This is a genomic window from Staphylococcus simulans, assembly GCF_047037175.1.
GTDB classification, from domain to species: Bacteria; Bacillota; Bacilli; order Staphylococcales; family Staphylococcaceae; genus Staphylococcus; species Staphylococcus simulans_C.
In genome coordinates this window covers 151,931-172,471 of the sequence record NZ_CP178241.1, presented here as the reverse complement: position 1 = coordinate 172,471, position 20,541 = coordinate 151,931, and the positions used below count along the sequence as shown (strand labels likewise).

The following is a 20,541-nucleotide window of genomic DNA, read 5'->3' as shown; positions in this document are numbered from 1 at the left end:
TAAAACAAAGAGTTATGCCGACTTTAAAAACATATTAATTCTAACGTGCACCTTTTAATTTTAATCGCACATGGCTTTATTTTAATTTACCTAATCAGTAAAAAAACGACAAAAAGCCTCTCATCTCACACCAACAGTTGGTATGAAACGAGAGGCTTGAATTTCATCTCATTCATTTATATATTATGGGAATTTAGGGAATTGATCAAAGTCAGGTTGACGTTTTTCTTTAAATGCGTCACGACCTTCTTTAGCTTCATCAGTTGTGTAATAAAGTAAAGTTGCGTCGCCTGCCATTTGTTGTAGACCAGCTAAACCATCTGTATCTGCATTCATAGCTGCTTTTAAGAAACGTAAAGCAGTTGGTGAATGTTGCTTAATTTCTTGGCACCATTGTACTGTTTCGTCTTCAACACGGTCTAACGGTACAACTGTGTTAACTAAGCCCATGTCTAAAGCTTGTTGTGCGTCGTATTGACGGCATAAGTACCAGATTTCACGTGCTTTCTTATGGCCAATGATACGAGCTAAATAACCTGAACCATAACCTGCGTCGAATGAACCCACTTTAGGTCCAGTTTGACCAAATCTTGCGTTATCTGCAGCAATTGTTAAGTCACATACAACATGTAAGACGTGACCGCCACCGATAGCATAGCCACGAACCATCGCGATGACTGGTTTAGGAATTACACGAATTAAGCGTTGTAAATCCAATACGTTTAAACGAGGAATTTGGTCATCACCAACATATCCGCCATGACCGCGAACTTTTTGGTCGCCGCCTGAACAGAATGCCATATCGCCTTCACCTGTTAAGATGATAACAGAAATACGTTGATCATCACGTGCACGTGAGAATGCGTCAATCATCTCTTGAACCGTTTTTGGTGTAAATGCGTTACGCACTTCTGGACGGTTGATTGTAATTTTAGCAATGCCATCGAAAAACTCATATTTTATCTCTTCATATTCTTTAATTGTTTCCCATTGTCTAGTCATTTTGCTCCTCCTTATTTAAAAAACCTAATAATAGTATATCAAATTGTGATGCTTCTTCCACGTGAACCGTATGGCCAGCACCTGTGACCACATAAACTTCACTGTTTGGAATATATTGATCCATTTTTTGCGCCAGTTCTACGAACTTTTCATCATATTCTCCAACAATCATACAAACCGGTACTTGAAGCTTGGTCAATTCTGGCCACAAATTCGGCATATGGCCTGTACCATAATCACGCAATGCTTTCGCTAAGCCGATTGGATCTTGCGCTAAACGCATGGCACGGTGCTGTTGACGTTGTGCTTTCGTCATCATCTCTGCTTGGCTGGCAAACAATGGTAATTTCTCCCAATCATTCACAAACACTTCTATGCCCGCAATTTCCAATACTTTAGCACGTGCTTCATCTACTTGTTGGCGTTCTAGTTTAGCCGCTTCATCACTTATTCCAGGTGATGCACTTTCTAAAATCAGTCCGCTTAAAGCGACTTGACCATTTAAAGCGTAATACAATGCTGCACGACCACCCATAGAGTAACCATGCAAATAGATTTGATTGTCTTTAAATTGCACCAGCACTTCATCTAGCGCATCACAAATAAAATCAAAGTCCCACTGCTTCGTTCTATCACTTTGGTCTTGACCATGCCCCGGCAACTCTATCGTCACAACCGCTGCTGCTTTTGTCAGCTGGTCGATATGCGAACGAAAAGAAGTCGCATCGCTGATAAAACCATGTAATAACACAAGCAGTTTATCAGACGTTTGGTTTTGACTGTCATAAAAATTATAATTCAACATGCGCAATTTCACTCAATTTCTGATATAAGATTTGATGTTGTTGGCGATTATCTTCACGATCTGTACGAATTTCATAGATGTAGGATTCTAATTGGGATAGCGGTGTAAACTTAAAGTCTTCTACCGAATCCATTAATGCATAGTTGAAATCATACAACATCGCCGCATGTTTAAATTCAAGATGTGTCGGTGTCCCAAATAAGCGTTCAAAGTATTGTGCTGCTGAATCTTTTTGAGGGAGATAAGAGAAAATACCGCCGCCGTCATTGTTTAACAACACAATATTTAAATGGATGTCATTCAGTTTCGCCATCAATAAACCATTCATATCATGATAGAAAGCTAAATCTCCAATTAAGAGCGTTACTTTCTTATGCACGGCCATACCGATAGCTGTAGAAACCACACCATCTATTCCGTTGGCACCGCGATTGGCATAAATCTCCGCTTCACAATCCACAAAAAGATTATCCACATCTCTAATCGGCATAGAGTTGCTGACGAATAATGTGTCCTCTTTCGTGAGTTTATCCAATAAAATACCGACATTCGCAGCTTCATCCGTTGCATGATCAATATAACTTTTCACTTCAACCACTGCACGGCGATTCATATCTTGCCATTGTGACAACCAACGTTTACGATACACTGTCGGAAGATCTCCAAGCGTACGGAAGAAATCGTTTGGTGTCATTTCAAATGTAATATCTGCAGGTGTTGGAAAGGCATCAGGTTGTGCACTGTTTTGAACTGCGATTTGATACGCATCCGTCGCTTTCAACCATTGATTTAATTTCTTCGATAAGACCGGTTTGCCGACACGAATCACAAAGTCAATAGACTCTGGGTTTAAGCCTGCACGAAATAGTAAATCATAAGTTGAAATGATATTCGGATGACCCGATTGACGCAGCCCTGATAACGGACCTGCTAAAATCGGCAGGTCATGGACCGTCGCAAACGGCAACAATTCTCTTACATCTTGATGCTGCATATCACCAACAATGACAATTCCGCGTTTCTTTTTCAAGATCGGTTTGATTGCTTCTACCGTCGCAGTTTTCTGATATTTAGGCAGTACTTTGTCTTTAGACGTTAACCATTCAGTCATCTCAAAGTCTGGTGTCAACGGTTCTCTAAATGGCAGATTGAAATGTACAGGACCGCGTTTTGGCCCTTCGAAATATTGACTGGCAATCTGCATTTGGAATCGAATGACATCTTCTGTTGAACCTGCAGTATCATCAGCTAACGGCATATCAAATTGATGGCGTACAAAGTTTTGGAACATGTTCACTTGATTCAATGTTTGCGGTGCGCCAATACCACGTAATTCATGTGGACGGTCACTCGTTAAGACAACTAATGGCAAGTTGCTGATATCACTTTCAGCCACAGCTGATGCATAGTTCGTAGATGCTGTTCCTGACGTACATAAAATGGCAACCGGTCGATTGCTGCCTTTAATTAATCCGAGCGCAAAGAAAGATGCACTACGCTCATCAGGATGAATCCATGTCGTGATACTAGGGTGTGCTTCAAACGCTAACGCAAGCGGTGTTGAGCGAGACCCTGGACTGATAACAACTTCTCTAATGCCATACGCATAAATTTCTGAAGCTAAGGTAAAAACTTGTTTAGTTAATAAAGTTTGATGGTTATCCATGATTTTCGACTCCTAAAGCATTCATCATCGGAGTAAATTTAAGTGTCGTTTCTTCTAATTCACTCTGTGGATCAGACTGCTTAATAATACCGCAACCTGCAAATAAAGTTGCTTGTTTCTTCTTAATCAGCATGGAACGGATTGCGACAATAAATTCGCAATTATCTTCCATATCAATATACCCTACTGGTGCACCATACAGACCTCTTGTCCCAAACTCTTTTTGCTCAATAAAGTCCATTGCTTTTTCTTTAGGATAACCTCCTAAAGCGGGTGTCGGGTGCAGACGGTCCAACAAGCCAATATAGGTATTATCTTCTAATGTTCCTGAAATCTCTGTGAATAAATGATATAAATGGTCATTTTTCAAGATTTTTGGATGGTGATTATAATCTACATCTGTGACATAAGGACCGATATCATCTAGAATACTTTGCACAACAAAATGATGCTCTTGCAAGTTCTTTTCATCTTTCAAGAAAGCATCTACATGTTTTTGGTCTTCTGTTTCATCTGATGTGCGTTTGATTGTGCCCGCAACTGCTTTCGTTGATAACACTTGGTTTTCAACTTCCATCAGTTGTTCTGGTGTTTGTGAAAAGAACATAGACCCTTCTGATTGCATCACAAAAATATAGCTGTTGGATTCATTCTTCATCGCATTTTCTAATACATATGCGATATCAATTGGTTTATCAAAACGAATCATACGTCTGCGTGCTAAGACGATTTTTTCTTCGTCATTCATTGAATCAATAGCTTCTTGTACAAGTTCAAGCCATTCGTCTTTATAGATATCCTCGCTGCGTTTAATCTCACCGTTTGGTTGTGTGGGTTGAACTTTTGTATCTGTTATGCGTTGTACAAGTTCATGCAAGTCTTCTATATTAAATTCTTCTCTTAATACGGTATAAGTGACGAATGTTTCTGATGCATTCAACGTAAGTAATACTTTCGGCAATACAAAATGATTCAAGCCGAATTGACGCCACTCGTCATCTGATTTATGACTTGAGAATTGAAATCCGCCGCACACTTTCAGATGATGTTGATTTGAATCTGGATGGATGAGTGCGATATCATTTTTATAATTTTCCCATTCACGGAAAATGGTTTGTTTATTTTCGTAGTTATTTTTTAGTTTTAAAAGCGCGTTATATCCGAAAAAGGCCGTTTCTCCTGTGTTTTCTTTGAAGTAGAAGCGGTCATCTGCTTTATCTTCTGTTATTTGGAAAAGCATGATTGGGTTGGTTGGCTGGTCGATTTTAACCTCAACTGAAACCCATTTTTCGCGGCTTTCATATATTGCGTCGAGAATTTGATCATCCTTGACACTTACAGTCATCTATCTCACTTCTTTCATCATTCTACTTAATCACATTATCTCATTGTATCATTTTTTAACTTCATCTGTACTTTGATTTGCACATTTATTATTTACTATTTTTACATGATTTGACCTTTCTCTTTCTATTGCTTAAAATAAATTTATTAATCAGAATGCAGATAATTTATAATAGAATTTTTGTGTCTTAAAATCCGCAATCTGAAATTTGGTATTTTTAAGTGTTAAGAAGGAGAAACCATGTCAAAACAATATCAGGAATTTTCAACTGTTCGAAAATATTGGCTCTTGATGCGTCCCCACACTTTAACTGCTGCTGTAGTGCCTGTCTTAGTCGGTACTGCGACAGCTAAGTTATTCTTATTAGGTAGTGAAGACCATCTTAAATTCAGTTTGTTTTTAGCGATGCTGCTGGCTTGTTTGTTAATTCAAGCAGCAACGAATATGTTCAACGAATACTATGATTTCAAGAAAGGTCTTGATGATCATAACTCCGTTGGTATCGGCGGTGCCATTGTACGTAATGGAATGAGTCCAAAACTTGTGATGAACTTAGCAATTGCGTTTTATGTGATTGCGGCACTCATCGGTTTATTTATCGCCTCACAATCTTCTTATTGGTTAATTCCAATCGGAATCTTGTGTATGGCAGTCGGTTATCTTTATACAGGCGGTCCTTTCCCAATTTCTTGGACACCCTTTGGAGAATTATTCTCTGGCGTCTTTATGGGATTGATTATTATTTTAATCGCCTTTTTTATTCAAACAGATAACTTACAAGGTTATGCAGTATGGATCAGTGTACCGATTATTATTACAATCGGTTTAATTAATATGGCAAACAATATCAGAGACCGTGTAAAAGATAAAGAAAGCGGACGTAGAACATTACCGATTTTATTAGGTAAAGCAAATTCTATCCGCTTCATGGCCCTCATGTACATCATTGCTTATGTCTGGGTCATCTATACTGTCTTCTTTGTACCAGGCGGTTCAATCTTTTACTTACTCGTACTGTTATCGTTCCCATTCCCTGTCAAAGCCATTCGTCGTTTCAAAAAGAACGATACGCCTGCTGAAATGATGCCGGCAATGGCCGCAACAGGTAAAACGAATACAGTATTCGGTTTATTATATGCGCTGGGCATTTATATCAGTGCGTTACTTGGCGGTATTTAATATTCAGAGATTGGGACTTTTTGTTCCAGTCTCTTTTTTTATGCTTCTTTTGGTTCAATGACCATGTGATGATAGTCATGACCATATAAATCAATCACACCTTCGCTGTGAAAACCTAATCGTTCATATAAACGAAACGCCCCTGTATTCTCTAGGTCACAGCTCAAACTCAATTTATATGCTTGAGATTGATGAATGACTGACTCCATTAATTGCGTTGCGATGCCTCTGCCTCTGTATTGCGGGAAAACCGCAACCGTTTCAATATAAAGTTCTTCTGATTGTGCTTCACTTAAAGGCAGCGGTGTCCCAATCGATTTTGCTTCTTCAGGCAAATCTAGTTTCAACCAATTTTCCTCTAAATCTAATTCATCTTTGCCGAAATACGTAATAATAATGCCGGCAACTTCCCCTTCAACATCATATACTTGTACATTTTCATAATAACAACGATATGGAACCTCAGTTATACTTTGTTCTAGCCATTCAATTACTTGTGCTTTATCAAAGCGTTTCACAATCGGCAACTCCATATCTTGCCAGATGATGTACGTTAATTCTGCAATCGCATGTTTATCGTTTGGTTTAGCAGGTCTAATCATTGTCTTCTCCTTTATTTGTTTATTCTTTATTATTCACTATATAGTTTAACAATAATTCTTATTGTTTGTTCACTTTTTATTTTAACATTTGTATCGTTGGAAAGTTTGCATTTCATCATTCATAATTAATGTATCACTTAATTGAAGAAAGGAGCAAAACGCATGAAAGTAAATAAAATTGTTTATATTGTACTTGCACTGTTCCTAGGCAGCTTTGGCGTGCATAGATTCTACGCAGGTAAAAATGGATCAGGCTTTTTACACTTAGTGTTCTTCTGGACAGGCATTCCGCATGTCATTGCGATTATCAGCGCAATCTACACTATGTTGTTCAGACCAGCAGATAAAGATGGTAATATCTCATTTTAGTGGAATGGAGATGAAAACCTATGAACAAAGCAACGATTCTAACGTATTTAAATGAGAATCCTGCAAAATATCTCGTCCTTTATATGGACAACGGCAATGAAATTTCGGTCGAAGCGGTTGAAGAGAATTCAAATGCAGGCGCATTGCACGTTACAGAACCCTCAGAATTTGTCGTAGATATTTCCAAAATTTCATATTTCGAACTGTTAGACCGTTCAACGTATTAATAGAAAAAGAACCTGTCACAGCTTAAAAATAAGCTGACAGGTTCTTTTTTGTCCTTTTGAATTAAGGGTGAAAAATCAGTAATAACACCACTGCTACAATTTGGGCAACAGTAGTAGTGATAATTCGACGCGTATAAAAATAGCTGATTGATAGAATCGCTTGTACGATGAAAATAAAAATGCATAACCAGATTTGATCGAAGTAGAAAAAGAGAGAACTAGATGCAAGTGCAGTAATCACAATTGCTGCCCAAACTGGAAGTTTAAGATTCAACAACTGCTTTTGCAATACTGTGCGCATGTACAGTTCATGACAAGGAATCACAAAGAGTAACGTTACTAAAATCTGCCATTTAAAGTAGACACCAGAACGTGATAAATCTTTAATCAATGATGTATAAGTCAAATCATGTGACATCAATGACATAATCAACTGCACAATAATCAATGCGATGGCTGTTAAAATACCGATACCAATCGATGTCAACAACCGCTTCGATTCTAAATCGCGTTGATAAAAGACATAGCTGATACCCGCAAACAACATAATTCCTGTATACAGATACCAATATTCTTGTCGTTCTCCCCACATGATAAATAAGATGATGTGGAATACTACAAAGCTAATCACAAACCAAAGTAATGCTTTTGTATTAGTTTTCATTATTTTAACCTTCTTGATCAACTATCTTATAGCGTTTATGATTAATTACCGTTTTTTCAGGTAAATCTAATGATTCAAAATTATTCATAATAGTTAAGTCAACAATAACAGAGTTATCATTAATTTTTTCGACACGGCCTCTTAAACCGTCATAAAATTCTACAATATCTCCTACTTCTGCAATAGTCATTACAGATCCTCCTTGAATTATACTATTCTATATTGTACTAAAATTTCCTCTTCAAATAAACAAATATCCTGTGAACACGTTATAATTGTAATTGAAGTTAGGCATATGCTCTTATCGGCAAAGTGTATAATTGGCATTTTATCCTAAAATAGGGCATAAATAAAGTATCAGGCAAAGTAAGTACAGAAGGAGAGAGAAATTGTATGAAGTTTGTTAGTAACAAAGGTATCACAGACCCCACATTAAATTTAGCGATGGAAGAATATGTATTAAAGCAGCTTCCTAACGATAGCGATTACTTTTTATTCTATATTAACCGCCCTTCTATCATCATTGGTAAAAACCAAAATACGATTGAAGAAGTCGATCAACGTTATGTAGATGAACACAATATTGATGTTGTTCGTCGTATCTCAGGCGGCGGTGCCGTTTACCATGATTTCGGCAACTTGAATTTCAGCTTTATCACGAATGATGACGGCAATAGTTTCCATAACTTCAAGAAATTCACACAACCGATTGTTCAAGCCTTGAAATCTATGGGCGTTGACGCTGAAATGACTGGCCGTAATGATATTCAAATCGGTGCAGCCAAAATTTCAGGTAATGCGATGGTTAAAGTGAAAGAGCGTATGTTCAGTCATGGTACGTTAATGTTAGACAGTGACTTAAACGAGGTCGCAAATGCTTTACGTGTAAACCCTGCCAAGATTCAATCTAAAGGCATTAAATCAGTACGTAAACGTGTCGCAAATATCTCTGAGTTCCTAGAAGAACCTATAGATATTGAAACGTTCAAAGAAATCATCTTAAAACACATTTTCGGTGAACATGAAGTTGAAGAATATGTATTAACAGATGAAGACTGGAAAAATATTGAAGCGTTAAGCAATGAAAAATACCGTTCATGGGATTGGAACTATGGTAAAAACCCTAAATATAACTTTGAACGTGAAGAGAAATTTGAAAAAGGCTTTGTTCAAGTGAAATTAGATGTGAAACGCGGACGTATTGAACATGCGAAGATTTTCGGAGATTTCTTTGGTGTCGGTGATGTTTCTGACTTAGAACATGCATTAGTCGGCAGCTTGCATAATTTTGAGAGTATTGAAGCGGCTTTATCTGAATTTGATACGTATCATTACTTCGGAGACATTCCTAGAGAAGAATTAATTCGATTAATGTCATAATCAAAACAAGCATATAAAAAAGGTCTATTCATTCGGTTTGTGAAATGAATAGACCTTTTAGTTTAAACAGGAATCCCACGACGAGTTAGCCAATTAAAACATCCTCCAATTGAGTGTATTCTTCAAGATAACGATTGAATGCTGCTTCATCTTTTTCAATTAAAGCTTGGTCAATCAATTTTGTAAGTTCTTCTTTACGTACATTACGTAACGCTTGATCAATTACTAGTTCTACCCCCAGGTCATTTACATTCGCTACAAACGCCTTCAGTGTTCCATTTTTAACATTGATATTGTGATTCATAGTAATCACTGCCTTTCTTTTTTTAAGTTAATAACGAGTATACATTGCATTTATTCTAAAATCAATGAATATTCTGACATTTCAAAAATTAAAAAGTGTAATATTAACTCAAAAGTTTCTATTGACTTTTCTAGGTGCTAGTATACAATAATAGCATAATTAGATTTCATCAAACTCTAATTGTTAATAATTAAATAGGAGGACGTGCTTATGGACGAACATAGCATCTTCAAAAGTGATGATATGGCAATCATTCCAGTCATTGCGCACGCGTATGGCGCACTCCATACAAAACTGCTGACCTACAATAAAGAACCAAGGATTGTAGAAAGCTCCCCGCAAAAAACTTTAGACAACTCTTGTCGCTTTTATGGCTCTACCTTTCAATCACTTCGATCTGATACCGCTCGGATTACAAACATCAACAGCAAGCCACCCATTTTATTATCACCTGTTATTTCAATCTTTTTATTCTCTACCCATTCTGAACGCTCTGAAGACAATATTTGGATTAATATTGAATTTGTACAAGATATCAAAGCGTTAAAGAATAATACCACTAAAATAACCTTCTCTGACGGGCAATCTTTAATCACAACCGCAACCGTCCGAACAATCTGGCACCAATATAAAAATGCAGCCTATTATGAACATATTATCAGAAAGCGTGTTAAGAAAATTAAATGGAATACAGAACGTCCAATTGACTATTCTAAACCAGCCTTAGATGTATATGAGACTCTTTGTACTTATTTAGTGATTAATAACACACCACGTAGTTAGCGTAATTTTAAACATTTTATGTATTTATCTCAAACTGCGGGATGTTTATAGGAAATGAGTGTAAATGTTCCGCAACTTTTTCGTTATTTTCTCTTGAATTATTTTAAGGGATTGTTATAATAGTATTTGTGCTTGAAGAAATTACATTATTCCACAGTAGCTCAGTGGTAGAGCTATCGGCTGTTAACCGATCGGTCGTAGGTTCGAGTCCTACCTGTGGAGCCATATGGAAACGTACTCAAGTTGGCCGAAGAGGCGCCCCTGCTAAGGGTGTAGGTCGCGAAAGCGGCGCGAGGGTTCGAATCCCTCCGTTTCCGTTACTGAAAGAATCCCATTAAATCAATGTTTAAAACGTTGGTTTAATGGGATTTTTATTCAATTTATTAATTGTTTCTTAAATAGCAGAAGTGTAAAATTTAACTATCTTTCCACGTAATGGTTACTATACTTTGTATTCATTTTCTACTCTCAAAAGTGAAATTAATTACTGATTGTTAATTCGCCAATTATTTAAGATAAAAATATTTGGGTAACTAATAGTTAGTTACCCTCTACACCTTCTTGTTTATAATGTAATAATTTGTATTTAGGAATGTATTCATTTTTATCGAAATTATACTCACTTATTTCTGTTAGTGTTGCAGAAATGTCAGCCGGTACAATGAATTGTTTCTCTTTCAAATTAACTTTTAGAGTCTCTGCTAATTGTCCACTATATTTTTTACCGTTTTTTTCTGTAATAGAAAACTTGCTTTGGTTAATATTAATTGAGGTTAAAATCCCTCTAATTTGAAGTTCTTCAGTTTTATCAGGAACTTTCGACTTCAATGCTTTAGTAATTTCTTCAAAGCTCTTTATATCTGATTTCCCTAAAGTAACCGAAGGCATTTGTTTACTATTAACTTTCAATTCCACTGTAACATTATTCTTAGTAATATCTTTCAATAATCCCTCAACTTTTTTTAGTGTTGAAACATTATATATTTCATCTACAAAAATATTTTTTTCTATTTCTTCAATCCTATTTCTCTTGACTTTATCAAACATATACATTATGTTTTTCAAAATATTCTCGGATTTTACAAATAAATCATCGGAACCAACTAGTTTTATGCCGAAGGACGAAGGGTAAATCGCTGCAACTTTTAGACTGGATTCATTTTGTCTTATCGATTTAAATACACCTTGAAACTTACTTAATACTTTTGTAAGCAAATCTACATTGACACAATGCGAATTTTCATGATCTCTCAAAATCAAATCGAAATCGTTACTTATTACATCAATTTCTTTTTCGATTTCAATTTCTCTCTTTGTAAGATAATCATACTCAACAAAATATTCATCTAATGGTAGTTCATCTATACAAACTTCATCTACATTTTCAAAATAAATTTGTTTATTAATGTTGTCAACAAAAAGATACTCCATTCTTCCTTCTTCGATTAATCTAGTTAGTAGACCTTTCACTCCTTCTTCTCTTGTTAAAAGGTTGTTCAATTCTATTTTGGACATTTTAGCAAAAAACCATTTTATTTCTTTATCATCTAATTCCTCAATCATATAATTTAAATACATTTCGTTTCTTTCGTTTTTTAAAATAAAAAACAAGGGGATGTCATAGTATTCGAAAATATAAACATAATCAAATTTTATCAATTCATGATAATTCAAATCCATGAGAATCTCCTCCTTGGAAAGTTGATAACAAATCGATGTTTTTATATACCCATAAATTAATGTGACTTCCTCCTAAATAATCATCTGTAACGCCACAATTTTTAGTTAATCTTCCTCTATATATTTTCTTATTTCTAAATTTTTTTGCCTTCTTTTTAAATTTTCGCAATCTTTCAAATCCTTAAAAAAAGAGATCGCATGTGCCTCACACAATATACTTTTCGGAAAACTCAATCCTAATTCAACATGACTTTTCAAATCATTTTCATCAAGTGAATCTCCACTTATAAGTCTATATACTGGATCAAGGTCAACAGAATTAGCCTTGCTAGGGGGACAAGATTTAGGTAAATTTAGTTTATACTCCATTTATATCTCTCCAAAACTTTTTATGATTATTATATCCTAACATGCAGAATATTGGAACATACTTTTCATACCTAAACCTCAATATTTTATACAAAACATCTTCAGTTTCGATAATTTTTGAACTTCAATGTTTGTATTGCTTTTTAATTGGCTAACTCGTCGTGGGATTCCTGTTTAAACTAAAAGGTCTATTCATTTCACAAACCGAATGAATAGACCTTTTTTGTTTGCTTATTTTTAAGCGTTGTTAAACCTTTACTTCCTTCTATTTCGCCTCTTTGTCATTTAAATAGTAATAGCCGATTGTATAAGTCAGTACTTCGTTTTCTTGAATAGGACTTGTTTGATCTTGTGATTGATGACGTACATTTTTATGTGCCTCTTTAAATACATCTGAACTCAACCATTTTTTGAAACACACTTCCTCATCCCAAATCGTTAGGATTTTCACTTCATCATATGCTTTCAAATTATTTGTCGTTGTGACAAACATTTCTTTAAAACCTTCAATTGTTTCAATACCTTGTCGCTTATAAAAGCGTTCTACAATCCCTTCTGCTGAACCTTTATCTAATTTTAATTTGTTTTCTGCCATAAACATAGCACATACACTCTCCTTTATCTGTTTTCAATCAATTTGCCAACCACAACAATGCGTTTATCAGAACGTGAAAAAGCATCTTCACATGTAGACAAAGTTATGATTTTATCTTGTGGTTTGACTGATATATCTGTTTTGATTTTTGATTTATTCTTTGTTTCTTTTATAAACTGTTTGTATTCATGTTCATTTCTAAAATCTGTCTGTATATAGTTATCATGTGTATCAGTTGAAAAGGCACTTAACACTTTAATCTCGTACTGATGATATTTCGTATCAAACGCTATAGTTTGATGATTATCATAAAATGTTTGGTTTAAATATTGATGTAAGTCATCAAACATGGTTTGATCACCGACACTGTGGCCATAAAGGACTGTATTTTGAGATAAATCTTGTAAGTTATTGCGATAATCTACAAAGATGCTGCCCTTTTTGGTTTTTTGTTTCTTAAAATTGTAATCCAAATAATCTTGATTATCCTTAGATTGCAAAACTGGATAATTCAAGTTCGTACCCTCTAAGTGAATCCATCCTTGGATGTCAGGATTAATTTTAGCTAATGCTTCAAATTGAGGACGGACACCATTCTTTTTATAATCCGTTTGCAGCACTTCGTATTGTTCTTCTTCCGCTTCATTATCTAGCCGATGTTGGAAGATAAGATAAACTGCACCAATAATCACTAACACTAAACCGATTTGAATCATCCGCAAAACTTTGTTCATGAGCTTCACCTGCCGTGACGTTTACCAATCACTATTCCGCAATCTTTATCGTGAATAATCTTTGCGTCAATTTGGTAAATAGATTTTAATAATTCTGGTGTCACGACAGTACTTGGGTCGCCTTGTGCTGCAATCTGGCCATTTGCGACACATATCACTTCATCACTATAAGACAAGGCCTGATTAATATCATGGAGTACCATGATAATAGTTAATTGATGCATTTCATTTAATGTTTTAATCATTTCAAGCACTTGATATTGATAATGTAAATCTAAAAATGTGGTAGGTTCATCTAGCAATAAATATTTAGGTTCTTGTACTAAAGCCATGGCGATAAAGACCCGTTGTTTTTCGCCGCCTGATAAAGTGCCGATTGGCGTATCGGCATATTTAACTAAATTGAACTGCTCAAGGACACGTTCAATGACCGCCTCTCCTCTGACATCTTTCTTCAACCAGCGTTGATGACTATAACGCCCGTAGCGCAATAATGTTTTAACACTAAAATCTTCAGGTGCTGTACTATTTTGATGCACTGCCGATAACATTTGCGCAAGTTGTTTTTGACCTAATGTATTCAAATCATTGCCTTCTATGTACACACAACCAGCCTGAGGTTGAAGATAACCTGCGAGCATTTGAAGCAAGGTACTCTTACCTGATCCATTCGGTCCGATAATTGAAGTCACCGCATGTGGTTTAAGTGTTAAATTCAAACCTTTGAAAAGTGGACTTTGACCATATTTAAAATCAATGTTATCAATATTCACTTCGGTATGCTCCTTTACAAATTAAATAGATGAGGTAAGGTCCGCCGATAATGACCGTAATAATATGAGCTGGTATTTCAAACTGTCGTGACATCAATCTGCCGAGTGTATCTGCTAATAATACTGCAATTGCACCGAACATAACACAACACAGCACAACTTTCTTATAATCGCTGCCGACTATACGTCGTGCGATATGCGGCACAATCAAACCGACAAAGGCCATCGCACCCGCAACTGCTACTGCACTGCTCGCTAAAAATACTGCGATTAGTCCTATCAACATGCGAAAGCGTTGAATTGGAAAACCTAAGTTATGAGCTTGTCGCTCATTAAAGCCCAGCAAATTCGCTTGAAAGATAACAGTCATAGCTAAGACAATCCCTATACATGTCGTCACAGATATTTGCGCAGCATCTTTCCATACTTTTAAAGATAAACCCACAGATAATCTCACAGCTGGGTTCGCCGTTAAATATTCCAACATACCATTCAACATCGCATACATCGACACACCCACCAAAAGCATACGCATCGAATTGAGTTGATAACGATGTTGTAAATAAAACAATAAAACAAAAGGCAATAAACCACCTATAAAGCTAATGATCGGCATATATAAGAAGAACGTCGGAATCAATGTCATCACAAGCGCTTTAGCCACTAATGCCCCTGAACTCACACCAATAATACTGGCATCAGCAAGAGGATTCTTAAGCACTGCTTGTAAATAAGCCCCTGCTACTGACAAGGAAGCCCCCGCACAAATTGCGACAATGATACGGGGTAATCGCAGGTCAATAATCGCATCAACTTGATTGTCATGACCTGTAGTAACTTTATGCCATAACTGATTTAAACTGATATCCAACTTTCCGTTGAACATCGCAAACAAAACCACCAGAACAAATACAATTAAGGTACATAAAAAGATAGATCTGAATTTATATTTCATACTGCACCTCAATTCTTGTTGTAAAAGATGTTGTAAAGTTCTTTCATTGCTTGGTCTGCATCGATATTAGCTGTAATGCCGAATGGTTGTTCTTCTAAATCATAGACACGACCCGTTTTGACTGCTTTAAAATGTTTCCAAATATCGTTTTCTTTGAATTCTTTATCAAACATCTTTTTCACTTCTTCTGGCATACCATGAGGCAAGCGCAAAATAATATCTGGATCGACGTCATACAAATATTCTGTATTAGACGCTAAATATTGTTTAGACTCTTCTTTAATCACATTTTCACCGCCTGCAATTTCAACTAAATTGCCGATATAAGAGCGGTTCGTCGCAACTAAATAACTGCCTGGCACACCCATTAAAATGAGTACTTTGGGATGTTTCTGTTTTGCTGCTTTTTGTCTGATTTGTTCTTCAGCAGTTGTTAATTTTTGATTTAACTTTGATGCTTCTGCTTCACGATTAAATTCCTTTCCCATTTGCGAAATAGATGTTTTCATGCCTTTTAGACTGTCATAGTCATAAAAGATAGATTTGGCTTTAATCATTTTGAACTTAGGTTCTGTTTCATCTTTAATGGTAGAAACACCTAAAATGTGTGTTGGATGTACGGCTTGTACTTTTTCCATATCTGGTGTCATCGGTTGTCCGACCTTTGGAACTTTGTCATAACGTTTCGGCAATGTCTTATAAGAATCTGGTTTACCTGCAATGTCTAAATTCAAAGCATCCAGTGTTTGCGTTAAAGCTACAGTTGTCGGTACAATACGATATTCTTGAGAAGATGTTTGTACATTTTTATCGTCTTGTGCTTGGCAACCCGTCAACAAAACCATTAAACCTAAAAGTACAACACACCATCGTTTAATGTTTTTTCTCATGACTGTGACCTTCACCCTTTCTAACATAAAGTGTAGAGACCACTAACAAAGCACTGGCCAATACAATAACCGCGCCTAAATAGATCTGATTCATTTTCTTTAAATATTTCCCAACATCGGACTGAGTCTTCGTGAATTTTATCGGCTCACTATTATCTGCATTCCGATTAAATTTAGGGAATATCTCAGGCAATGGCGGTTCTTCAGTAGGCTTTGCGGTTTGAACTGCTTTTACAGCACTTGAATGTACAGATCCTGTTGGCAGTGATGACGTAATAAAAGGTGTTTCTTTTGTAGCTTGTGCATGATTAAAAGGCTGATTCGTTAGTGCTTGTTCATTATTATCTGATGGCGCAGCCACAATTGTGCTTGCTTTAGTTTCATTTATTTCTGTTGAATCATTTGTTGATGCTGTAGTGTCATCATTTTGTTTGATAGATGTGCCGCTTTTTTCTTCTTGTTGACTTGATGTATTTGTCTCTATAGCGGATTCATTAAACATTATTTCAGTTGTATAGTGATGATCATAGTTTAAATGCGGAACAATAATATGTACTTTTGAAGTTAACATTTTCTGATCTTTCGGCATGTTAAATTCAATGATACGCTGATCTTGTTGTGTGTCTTCACTTATCACTTTGACTGGAACACGTGTCTCACCATTAAAGATTTCGAAAGACTTCCACCACGCAGCATTGTTTAATGTCATTTGAACAGTAGCTTGTTGATTGTAATAAGTCACTTTAGCAGGATGCACCATATATTGATTCATCACTGAACGTTCATTTGTTTGATGTTTTAATACTTTGAAATTCAAATTCTGCATTTCTGATACATGGCTATGGGATTCCTTAGGAATTACTTTTTTGGGTGTGTGTTTTTCTGTAGGTTGTGTACCTGGTTGTGGTTGAACATCATGTTTCGGCTTTGATTCAGGGCTTGGCTTTGGTGTCGGTTGTACGTTAGGTGTTACATCTTTTGGCAACTGTGCTTCTAAATCAATTTTGGTTGTATAGTGATGGTCATAATGAATATCAGGAACGATAATGTGTACTTTTGAAGTGAGTGTTTGTGTCTCTGGTGTGACTTCAACTTCTACAATACGTGCCTCTTTTGTTTCACTGACTGTACGTACATCACATTGTTTATCACCTTCATATAATTCAAAAGCTTTCCACCACTCTGGATGCAGCAATTTAAACTGTAAATAAACTTTGTTGTTTTTAGTTTTGACAGTTGCTGGATGTGCCATATAATCATTCATGACTGACACATCCTGACTGTTTTCTTTATAGACTTTAAAAGGTATCTCTTTAATTGTTTGTTGTGATAACGTTTGTTGATTGACTTCAGCTTTTGATTCATCAATAGTAAATGAACAAAGTAAGCTGCTACATAATACAGCAACTAAACATTTTTGAGGTACATTCATTTTAATGTTGTCCTTTTTTACGTTTATAGACGACAAAAGATAGAAGTAATATAGCTGAAGCACCCATTAAAGTGATATAAAGCCATTTAGATTCGCCAGCACCTGTTTGCGGATTTGTAGGTGTCGCATCTGATGATTCAGCTTTTCCTGTTGCTCCGGCAGATTCACCTTTTGTAACATCGCCTTTTGAGCCATCCGCATTTGATTTTGCTGCAGCACTTTCGCCTTGTGCATCACCTTTTAATAAATATGTGATGTTATAGTTATGATCATATTTAAAAGGTTTACCGTTTACTTCTTCATCAATATAAACTTTGATTGTACCTGGAATTTCACCTGATGTTTTATCAATTGAAAATTCTGAAGTACGCTCATCTTTCGCCTTGTCTTCATGTACAACCGTTTCTTTTTGACCGTTAAACGTAAAGTTAACAATCCAGTGGCTATGGTTTACTGTGAATTGAACATATTGTTTACCATTCTTATCAATTAATTTAGCGGGCTTATTGAAGTAATCATTTGCCATCGATACATCTTGTGTCTTATGTTTTAAAATATCGTAATTCAATTCTTTTTCAGCAGCCGAAGCTACAATTGAAAAAATGGCCCAAGTTAATACAATTAAAGCCGCACTCATGACGATAACTTTCTTGAATGTTGTTGTCATAAGAGTCATCCTTCTTTCTATATGATGAGAGGTTGTGAGAGACCCACAACCTCGTTTTCTTGATTCTCTGGGATACATTACAGACTATTTTTCTTTGATTTCACATGTCTATTCCAAAACAGTGCGATACCGCCTAAAAATACAGATAAAATACCGAACGTTGTCGCTGATTCTTCTGTACCAGTTTTCGGCAATGCTTTTGCCTTAGATTGTGTTTGGTCACTTGCTTTGCCTGCTTTTACAGTTTCAGATTTCATTGTTTTATCTTTAACTGAACCGAGTGGTTTTACAGACATCATTGATACTGCTTTCACTTGAGGTTGCGTTGCTGTTGTATCTTTTACTTCTTTCACTGATTCTGTTGTTTTTTGTTCTGCTTTTAAATCTGATTTTTGAACTGACATTGGCTCGACTGTTATTTCTGGTTTAGTTTCAGTTTCAACAGATGGTTCTACTTTAGGTTCAACAGATGATTTTTCAGTCGGTGTTTTTGTTGATTCTTCTGCCTGTTTAACATCTTTTTCTGGTGTGATAACTTTTGGTTGAACTTTTTCTTTTTCAGCTGTTTGATCTGCAACTTTATCTGTTGATTGGTTTTCAGCTTTTTCTTGTGGTTTAGGCATAGGTTTAACTTGAGGTTTTGATTCAGGTGCTTTCAAATCAACAACCGCTTCATCGAACGCAATTTGTGTTGTATATTTATTGTTGTATTTGATACCTGGTACCACAATATGCACTTTACTTGTTAACATCTTCGTGCCTGGTTCCACTTCAAAGTTAATGACTTTTTGGTCTGCTGATTTTGAAACTTCATGTTGTTTTAATTGATTTTCACCGTCATAAAGCTCAAATGATTGCCACCAATCTGGGTTTTTAATTGTAAACTGAACAAAAGTTTTACCATTTTCTTTAACCACTTTAGCTGGATGTTCCATATAATCATCCATGACTGATTTCGTGTCTTCGCCCTCTTTATTAACTATAAAGCCAATTTCTTTTGTAACAGGCGCAGCATTTAAAGTTTCTACTTTGGCTGTTGATTCTTTTGTTTGTGGTTTTGCACCTTGTTTTTCCACTTCTACTTTTGGTTTTGAATCTTGTTGCGCTACTTTTGATTCTGTTTCAGGCTTTTCTTTAGGTGCAACTTTGTCTGATTGTTGTTGGCTTACAGATTCAGTTGATGGTTTATTTTGGTCAAGGTCTTTAATTCTGACATGGTAAGCACCATCGTAATTAATCTTTGGTAAGCTGACTTTTACAATCGCATCATAATGATCAATACCGACTTGATATGGGAAGACAACTGTTCTTTCATTCTTTTTCGTATCACGTGCGATGGTTTTCACTCGCTCGTAACCCTCTTTAGTATCCACCATGAAGTCATCCCACATACTGTCTGACTTAATTGTCATCGCCACATAATGTTTACCATTTTGTTGGAACACTTGCATCGGTTTGACTACTTCAAAGTCCATGTGTGAAGGTTCATTTTTCTTACTATGCAGAACTTTAAAATTATGATTTTCTGGATTTGTAATTTTGAAATCTGACATTGGCGCATTTTTAAATTCTTTTTTCGCAGCTTCTAACTGTTCTTGTAATTGTTCTTCATAGTCAGCAAGCATTTCTTTATCTTCTCTTGTTGGCTCTTTATCTTTCGCCATCAATTTTTTAAGTTGATAAATTTTATCTTCTAACGTAATCGCATTATCAAATGCTTCTGTTTCTTTCTTTTTCTTATACTCATCTTGTGTTAATGGTTTAGAACCACTTGCGTTAATAGGCTCGTTAAATCTAAGTTCAACATCATCATAAGTTTTATCACCAAGTAATCTTGATTTAGTTGATGATTTCACGATGACACTTTGTGTATTGTTTGGAACTGAGAATTGTAACTTAGCTGTTTCTTTGGATTTATCGTAAGCAGTAACTTGTGTATTTAATTTATGATTCTCTTGATAAACATCAAATTTATCCCAGATTGTCGGAATGTCTAATGTTAATTCGACAGTTGATGATTTATCACCTTTCATGAAATAAGCTGGTTGTTTAATATTTGATGCGTGGAAGAATGCTTCTTCATCAGTATTTGGTTTTACCACTGAAAACTCTATTGGGTA

23 protein-coding genes and 2 tRNA genes are annotated in these 20,541 nt (G+C 35.8%); 7 read left to right on the top strand and 18 right to left on the bottom strand.

Annotated elements, in window-relative coordinates; translation table 11 throughout:
- Nucleotides 1–183: 183 nt before the first annotated feature.
- From menB to ACFCT9_RS00755, 4 genes are read right to left on the bottom strand one after another with little or no spacing between them, the layout of a single operon-like run.
- A complete protein-coding gene (gene menB / locus ACFCT9_RS00770; protein ID WP_412520022.1) occupies nt 184–1,002 on the bottom strand; it encodes a 1,4-dihydroxy-2-naphthoyl-CoA synthase in 819 nt (272 codons plus the stop codon).
- Nucleotides 995–1,807, bottom strand: a complete 813-nt coding sequence (gene menH / locus ACFCT9_RS00765) for a 2-succinyl-6-hydroxy-2,4-cyclohexadiene-1-carboxylate synthase (protein WP_412520021.1) — start codon at nt 1,805–1,807, stop codon at nt 995–997. Before menH ends, menB begins: the two co-directional genes overlap by 8 nt.
- Nucleotides 1,794–3,473: a 2-succinyl-5-enolpyruvyl-6-hydroxy-3-cyclohexene-1-carboxylic-acid synthase gene (gene menD, locus ACFCT9_RS00760; protein WP_412520019.1), complete on the bottom strand. Its 1,680-nt coding sequence runs from the start codon at nt 3,471–3,473 to the stop codon at nt 1,794–1,796. The genes menH and menD overlap by 14 nt, the downstream gene beginning before the upstream one ends.
- Nucleotides 3,466–4,818 (bottom strand): isochorismate synthase, encoded by a 1,353-nt coding sequence (locus ACFCT9_RS00755; RefSeq protein WP_412520017.1) that lies wholly within the window; start codon nt 4,816–4,818, stop codon nt 3,466–3,468. Before ACFCT9_RS00755 ends, menD begins: the two co-directional genes overlap by 8 nt.
- Nucleotides 4,819–5,058: 240 nt before the next feature.
- On the opposite strand from ACFCT9_RS00755, the gene ACFCT9_RS00750 reads away from it, so the two are divergent.
- A complete protein-coding gene (locus ACFCT9_RS00750; RefSeq protein ID WP_412520015.1) occupies nt 5,059–5,997 on the top strand; it encodes a 1,4-dihydroxy-2-naphthoate polyprenyltransferase in 939 nt (312 codons plus the stop codon).
- A gap of 38 nt (nt 5,998–6,035) precedes the next feature.
- Here ACFCT9_RS00750 and ACFCT9_RS00745 read toward each other — a convergent pair whose 3' ends face one another.
- Nucleotides 6,036–6,599 (bottom strand): GNAT family N-acetyltransferase, encoded by a 564-nt coding sequence (locus ACFCT9_RS00745; RefSeq protein ID WP_412520013.1) that lies wholly within the window; start codon nt 6,597–6,599, stop codon nt 6,036–6,038.
- Nucleotides 6,600–6,761: 162 nt separating this feature from the next.
- Between ACFCT9_RS00745 and ACFCT9_RS00740 the strand changes: the two genes are divergently transcribed.
- A complete protein-coding gene (locus ACFCT9_RS00740) occupies nt 6,762–6,968 on the top strand; it encodes a TM2 domain-containing protein (protein ID WP_412520012.1) in 207 nt (68 codons plus the stop codon).
- A gap of 20 nt (nt 6,969–6,988) precedes the next feature.
- Nucleotides 6,989–7,195, top strand: a complete 207-nt coding sequence (locus ACFCT9_RS00735) for a hypothetical protein (protein WP_412520011.1) — start codon at nt 6,989–6,991, stop codon at nt 7,193–7,195.
- A gap of 61 nt (nt 7,196–7,256) precedes the next feature.
- On the opposite strand, the gene ACFCT9_RS00730 is transcribed toward ACFCT9_RS00735, so the two are convergent.
- Together ACFCT9_RS00730 and ACFCT9_RS00725 are read right to left on the bottom strand one after the other, a co-directional pair.
- Nucleotides 7,257–7,859 carry a type II CAAX prenyl endopeptidase Rce1 family protein gene (locus ACFCT9_RS00730; RefSeq protein ID WP_412520009.1) on the bottom strand — a complete coding sequence of 201 codons (603 nt, stop codon included), beginning with the start codon at nt 7,857–7,859 and terminating at the stop codon, nt 7,257–7,259.
- 4 nt (nt 7,860–7,863) lie between these two features.
- Entirely contained in the window at nt 7,864–8,049 is a 186-nt protein-coding gene (locus ACFCT9_RS00725; protein ID WP_412520008.1) for a YkvS family protein, read from the bottom strand.
- A gap of 203 nt (nt 8,050–8,252) precedes the next feature.
- Between ACFCT9_RS00725 and ACFCT9_RS00720 the strand changes: the two genes are divergently transcribed.
- The gene (locus ACFCT9_RS00720; protein ID WP_412520007.1) at nt 8,253–9,239 is read left to right on the top strand and encodes a lipoate--protein ligase; all 987 of its coding nucleotides are present in this window, start codon (nt 8,253–8,255) and stop codon (nt 9,237–9,239) included.
- An 85-nt stretch (nt 9,240–9,324) separates the two neighbouring features.
- Here the strand turns inward: ACFCT9_RS00720 and ACFCT9_RS00715 are convergent, their stop codons facing one another.
- Complete coding sequence (locus ACFCT9_RS00715; protein WP_412520005.1) at nt 9,325–9,543, bottom strand: IDEAL domain-containing protein; 219 nt, start codon at nt 9,541–9,543, stop codon at nt 9,325–9,327.
- Between the two features lie 210 nt (nt 9,544–9,753).
- On the opposite strand from ACFCT9_RS00715, the gene ACFCT9_RS00710 reads away from it, so the two are divergent.
- The 3 genes from ACFCT9_RS00710 (at nt 9,754) to ACFCT9_RS00700 (ending at nt 10,643) form a co-directional block, all read left to right on the top strand.
- Nucleotides 9,754–10,326 carry a competence protein ComK gene (locus tag ACFCT9_RS00710; protein ID WP_412520003.1) on the top strand — a complete coding sequence of 191 codons (573 nt, stop codon included), beginning with the start codon at nt 9,754–9,756 and terminating at the stop codon, nt 10,324–10,326.
- Between the two features lie 150 nt (nt 10,327–10,476).
- Nucleotides 10,477–10,551 (top strand) — tRNA-Asn (locus tag ACFCT9_RS00705).
- 3 nt (nt 10,552–10,554) lie between these two features.
- Nucleotides 10,555–10,643 (top strand) — tRNA-Ser (locus tag ACFCT9_RS00700).
- A gap of 223 nt (nt 10,644–10,866) precedes the next feature.
- Here the strand turns inward: ACFCT9_RS00700 and ACFCT9_RS00695 are convergent.
- From ACFCT9_RS00695 to ACFCT9_RS00650, 10 genes are all read right to left on the bottom strand, one after another.
- On the bottom strand, nt 10,867–12,006 hold the full coding sequence (locus ACFCT9_RS00695) for a hypothetical protein (RefSeq protein ID WP_412520002.1): 1,140 nt from the start codon (nt 12,004–12,006) through the stop codon (nt 10,867–10,869).
- Between the two features lie 105 nt (nt 12,007–12,111).
- Nucleotides 12,112–12,375 (bottom strand): hypothetical protein, encoded by a 264-nt coding sequence (locus ACFCT9_RS00690; RefSeq protein ID WP_412520001.1) that lies wholly within the window; start codon nt 12,373–12,375, stop codon nt 12,112–12,114.
- A gap of 265 nt (nt 12,376–12,640) precedes the next feature.
- Nucleotides 12,641–12,976 (bottom strand): antibiotic biosynthesis monooxygenase, encoded by a 336-nt coding sequence (locus ACFCT9_RS00685; protein ID WP_412519999.1) that lies wholly within the window; start codon nt 12,974–12,976, stop codon nt 12,641–12,643.
- A gap of 17 nt (nt 12,977–12,993) precedes the next feature.
- On the bottom strand, nt 12,994–13,704 hold the full coding sequence (srtB, locus tag ACFCT9_RS00680; protein ID WP_412519997.1) for a class B sortase: 711 nt from the start codon (nt 13,702–13,704) through the stop codon (nt 12,994–12,996).
- Between the two features lie 5 nt (nt 13,705–13,709).
- Nucleotides 13,710–14,477 carry an ABC transporter ATP-binding protein gene (locus tag ACFCT9_RS00675; protein WP_412519995.1) on the bottom strand — a complete coding sequence of 256 codons (768 nt, stop codon included), beginning with the start codon at nt 14,475–14,477 and terminating at the stop codon, nt 13,710–13,712.
- A complete protein-coding gene (locus ACFCT9_RS00670; protein WP_412519994.1) occupies nt 14,467–15,432 on the bottom strand; it encodes a FecCD family ABC transporter permease in 966 nt (321 codons plus the stop codon). Before ACFCT9_RS00670 ends, ACFCT9_RS00675 begins: the two co-directional genes overlap by 11 nt.
- Nucleotides 15,433–15,440: 8 nt before the next feature.
- Complete coding sequence (gene isdE / locus ACFCT9_RS00665) at nt 15,441–16,322, bottom strand: heme ABC transporter substrate-binding protein IsdE (RefSeq protein ID WP_412519992.1); 882 nt, start codon at nt 16,320–16,322, stop codon at nt 15,441–15,443.
- Entirely contained in the window at nt 16,306–17,754 is a 1,449-nt protein-coding gene (locus ACFCT9_RS00660; RefSeq protein WP_412519990.1) for an NEAT domain-containing protein, read from the bottom strand. The genes isdE and ACFCT9_RS00660 overlap by 17 nt, the downstream gene beginning before the upstream one ends.
- A gap of 1 nt (nt 17,755) precedes the next feature.
- A complete protein-coding gene (isdC, locus tag ACFCT9_RS00655; RefSeq protein WP_412519989.1) occupies nt 17,756–18,421 on the bottom strand; it encodes a heme uptake protein IsdC in 666 nt (221 codons plus the stop codon).
- 77 nt (nt 18,422–18,498) lie between these two features.
- The gene (locus ACFCT9_RS00650; RefSeq protein WP_412519988.1) at nt 18,499–20,523 is read right to left on the bottom strand and encodes an NEAT domain-containing protein; all 2,025 of its coding nucleotides are present in this window, start codon (nt 20,521–20,523) and stop codon (nt 18,499–18,501) included.
- Nucleotides 20,524–20,541: the final 18 nt, after the last annotated feature.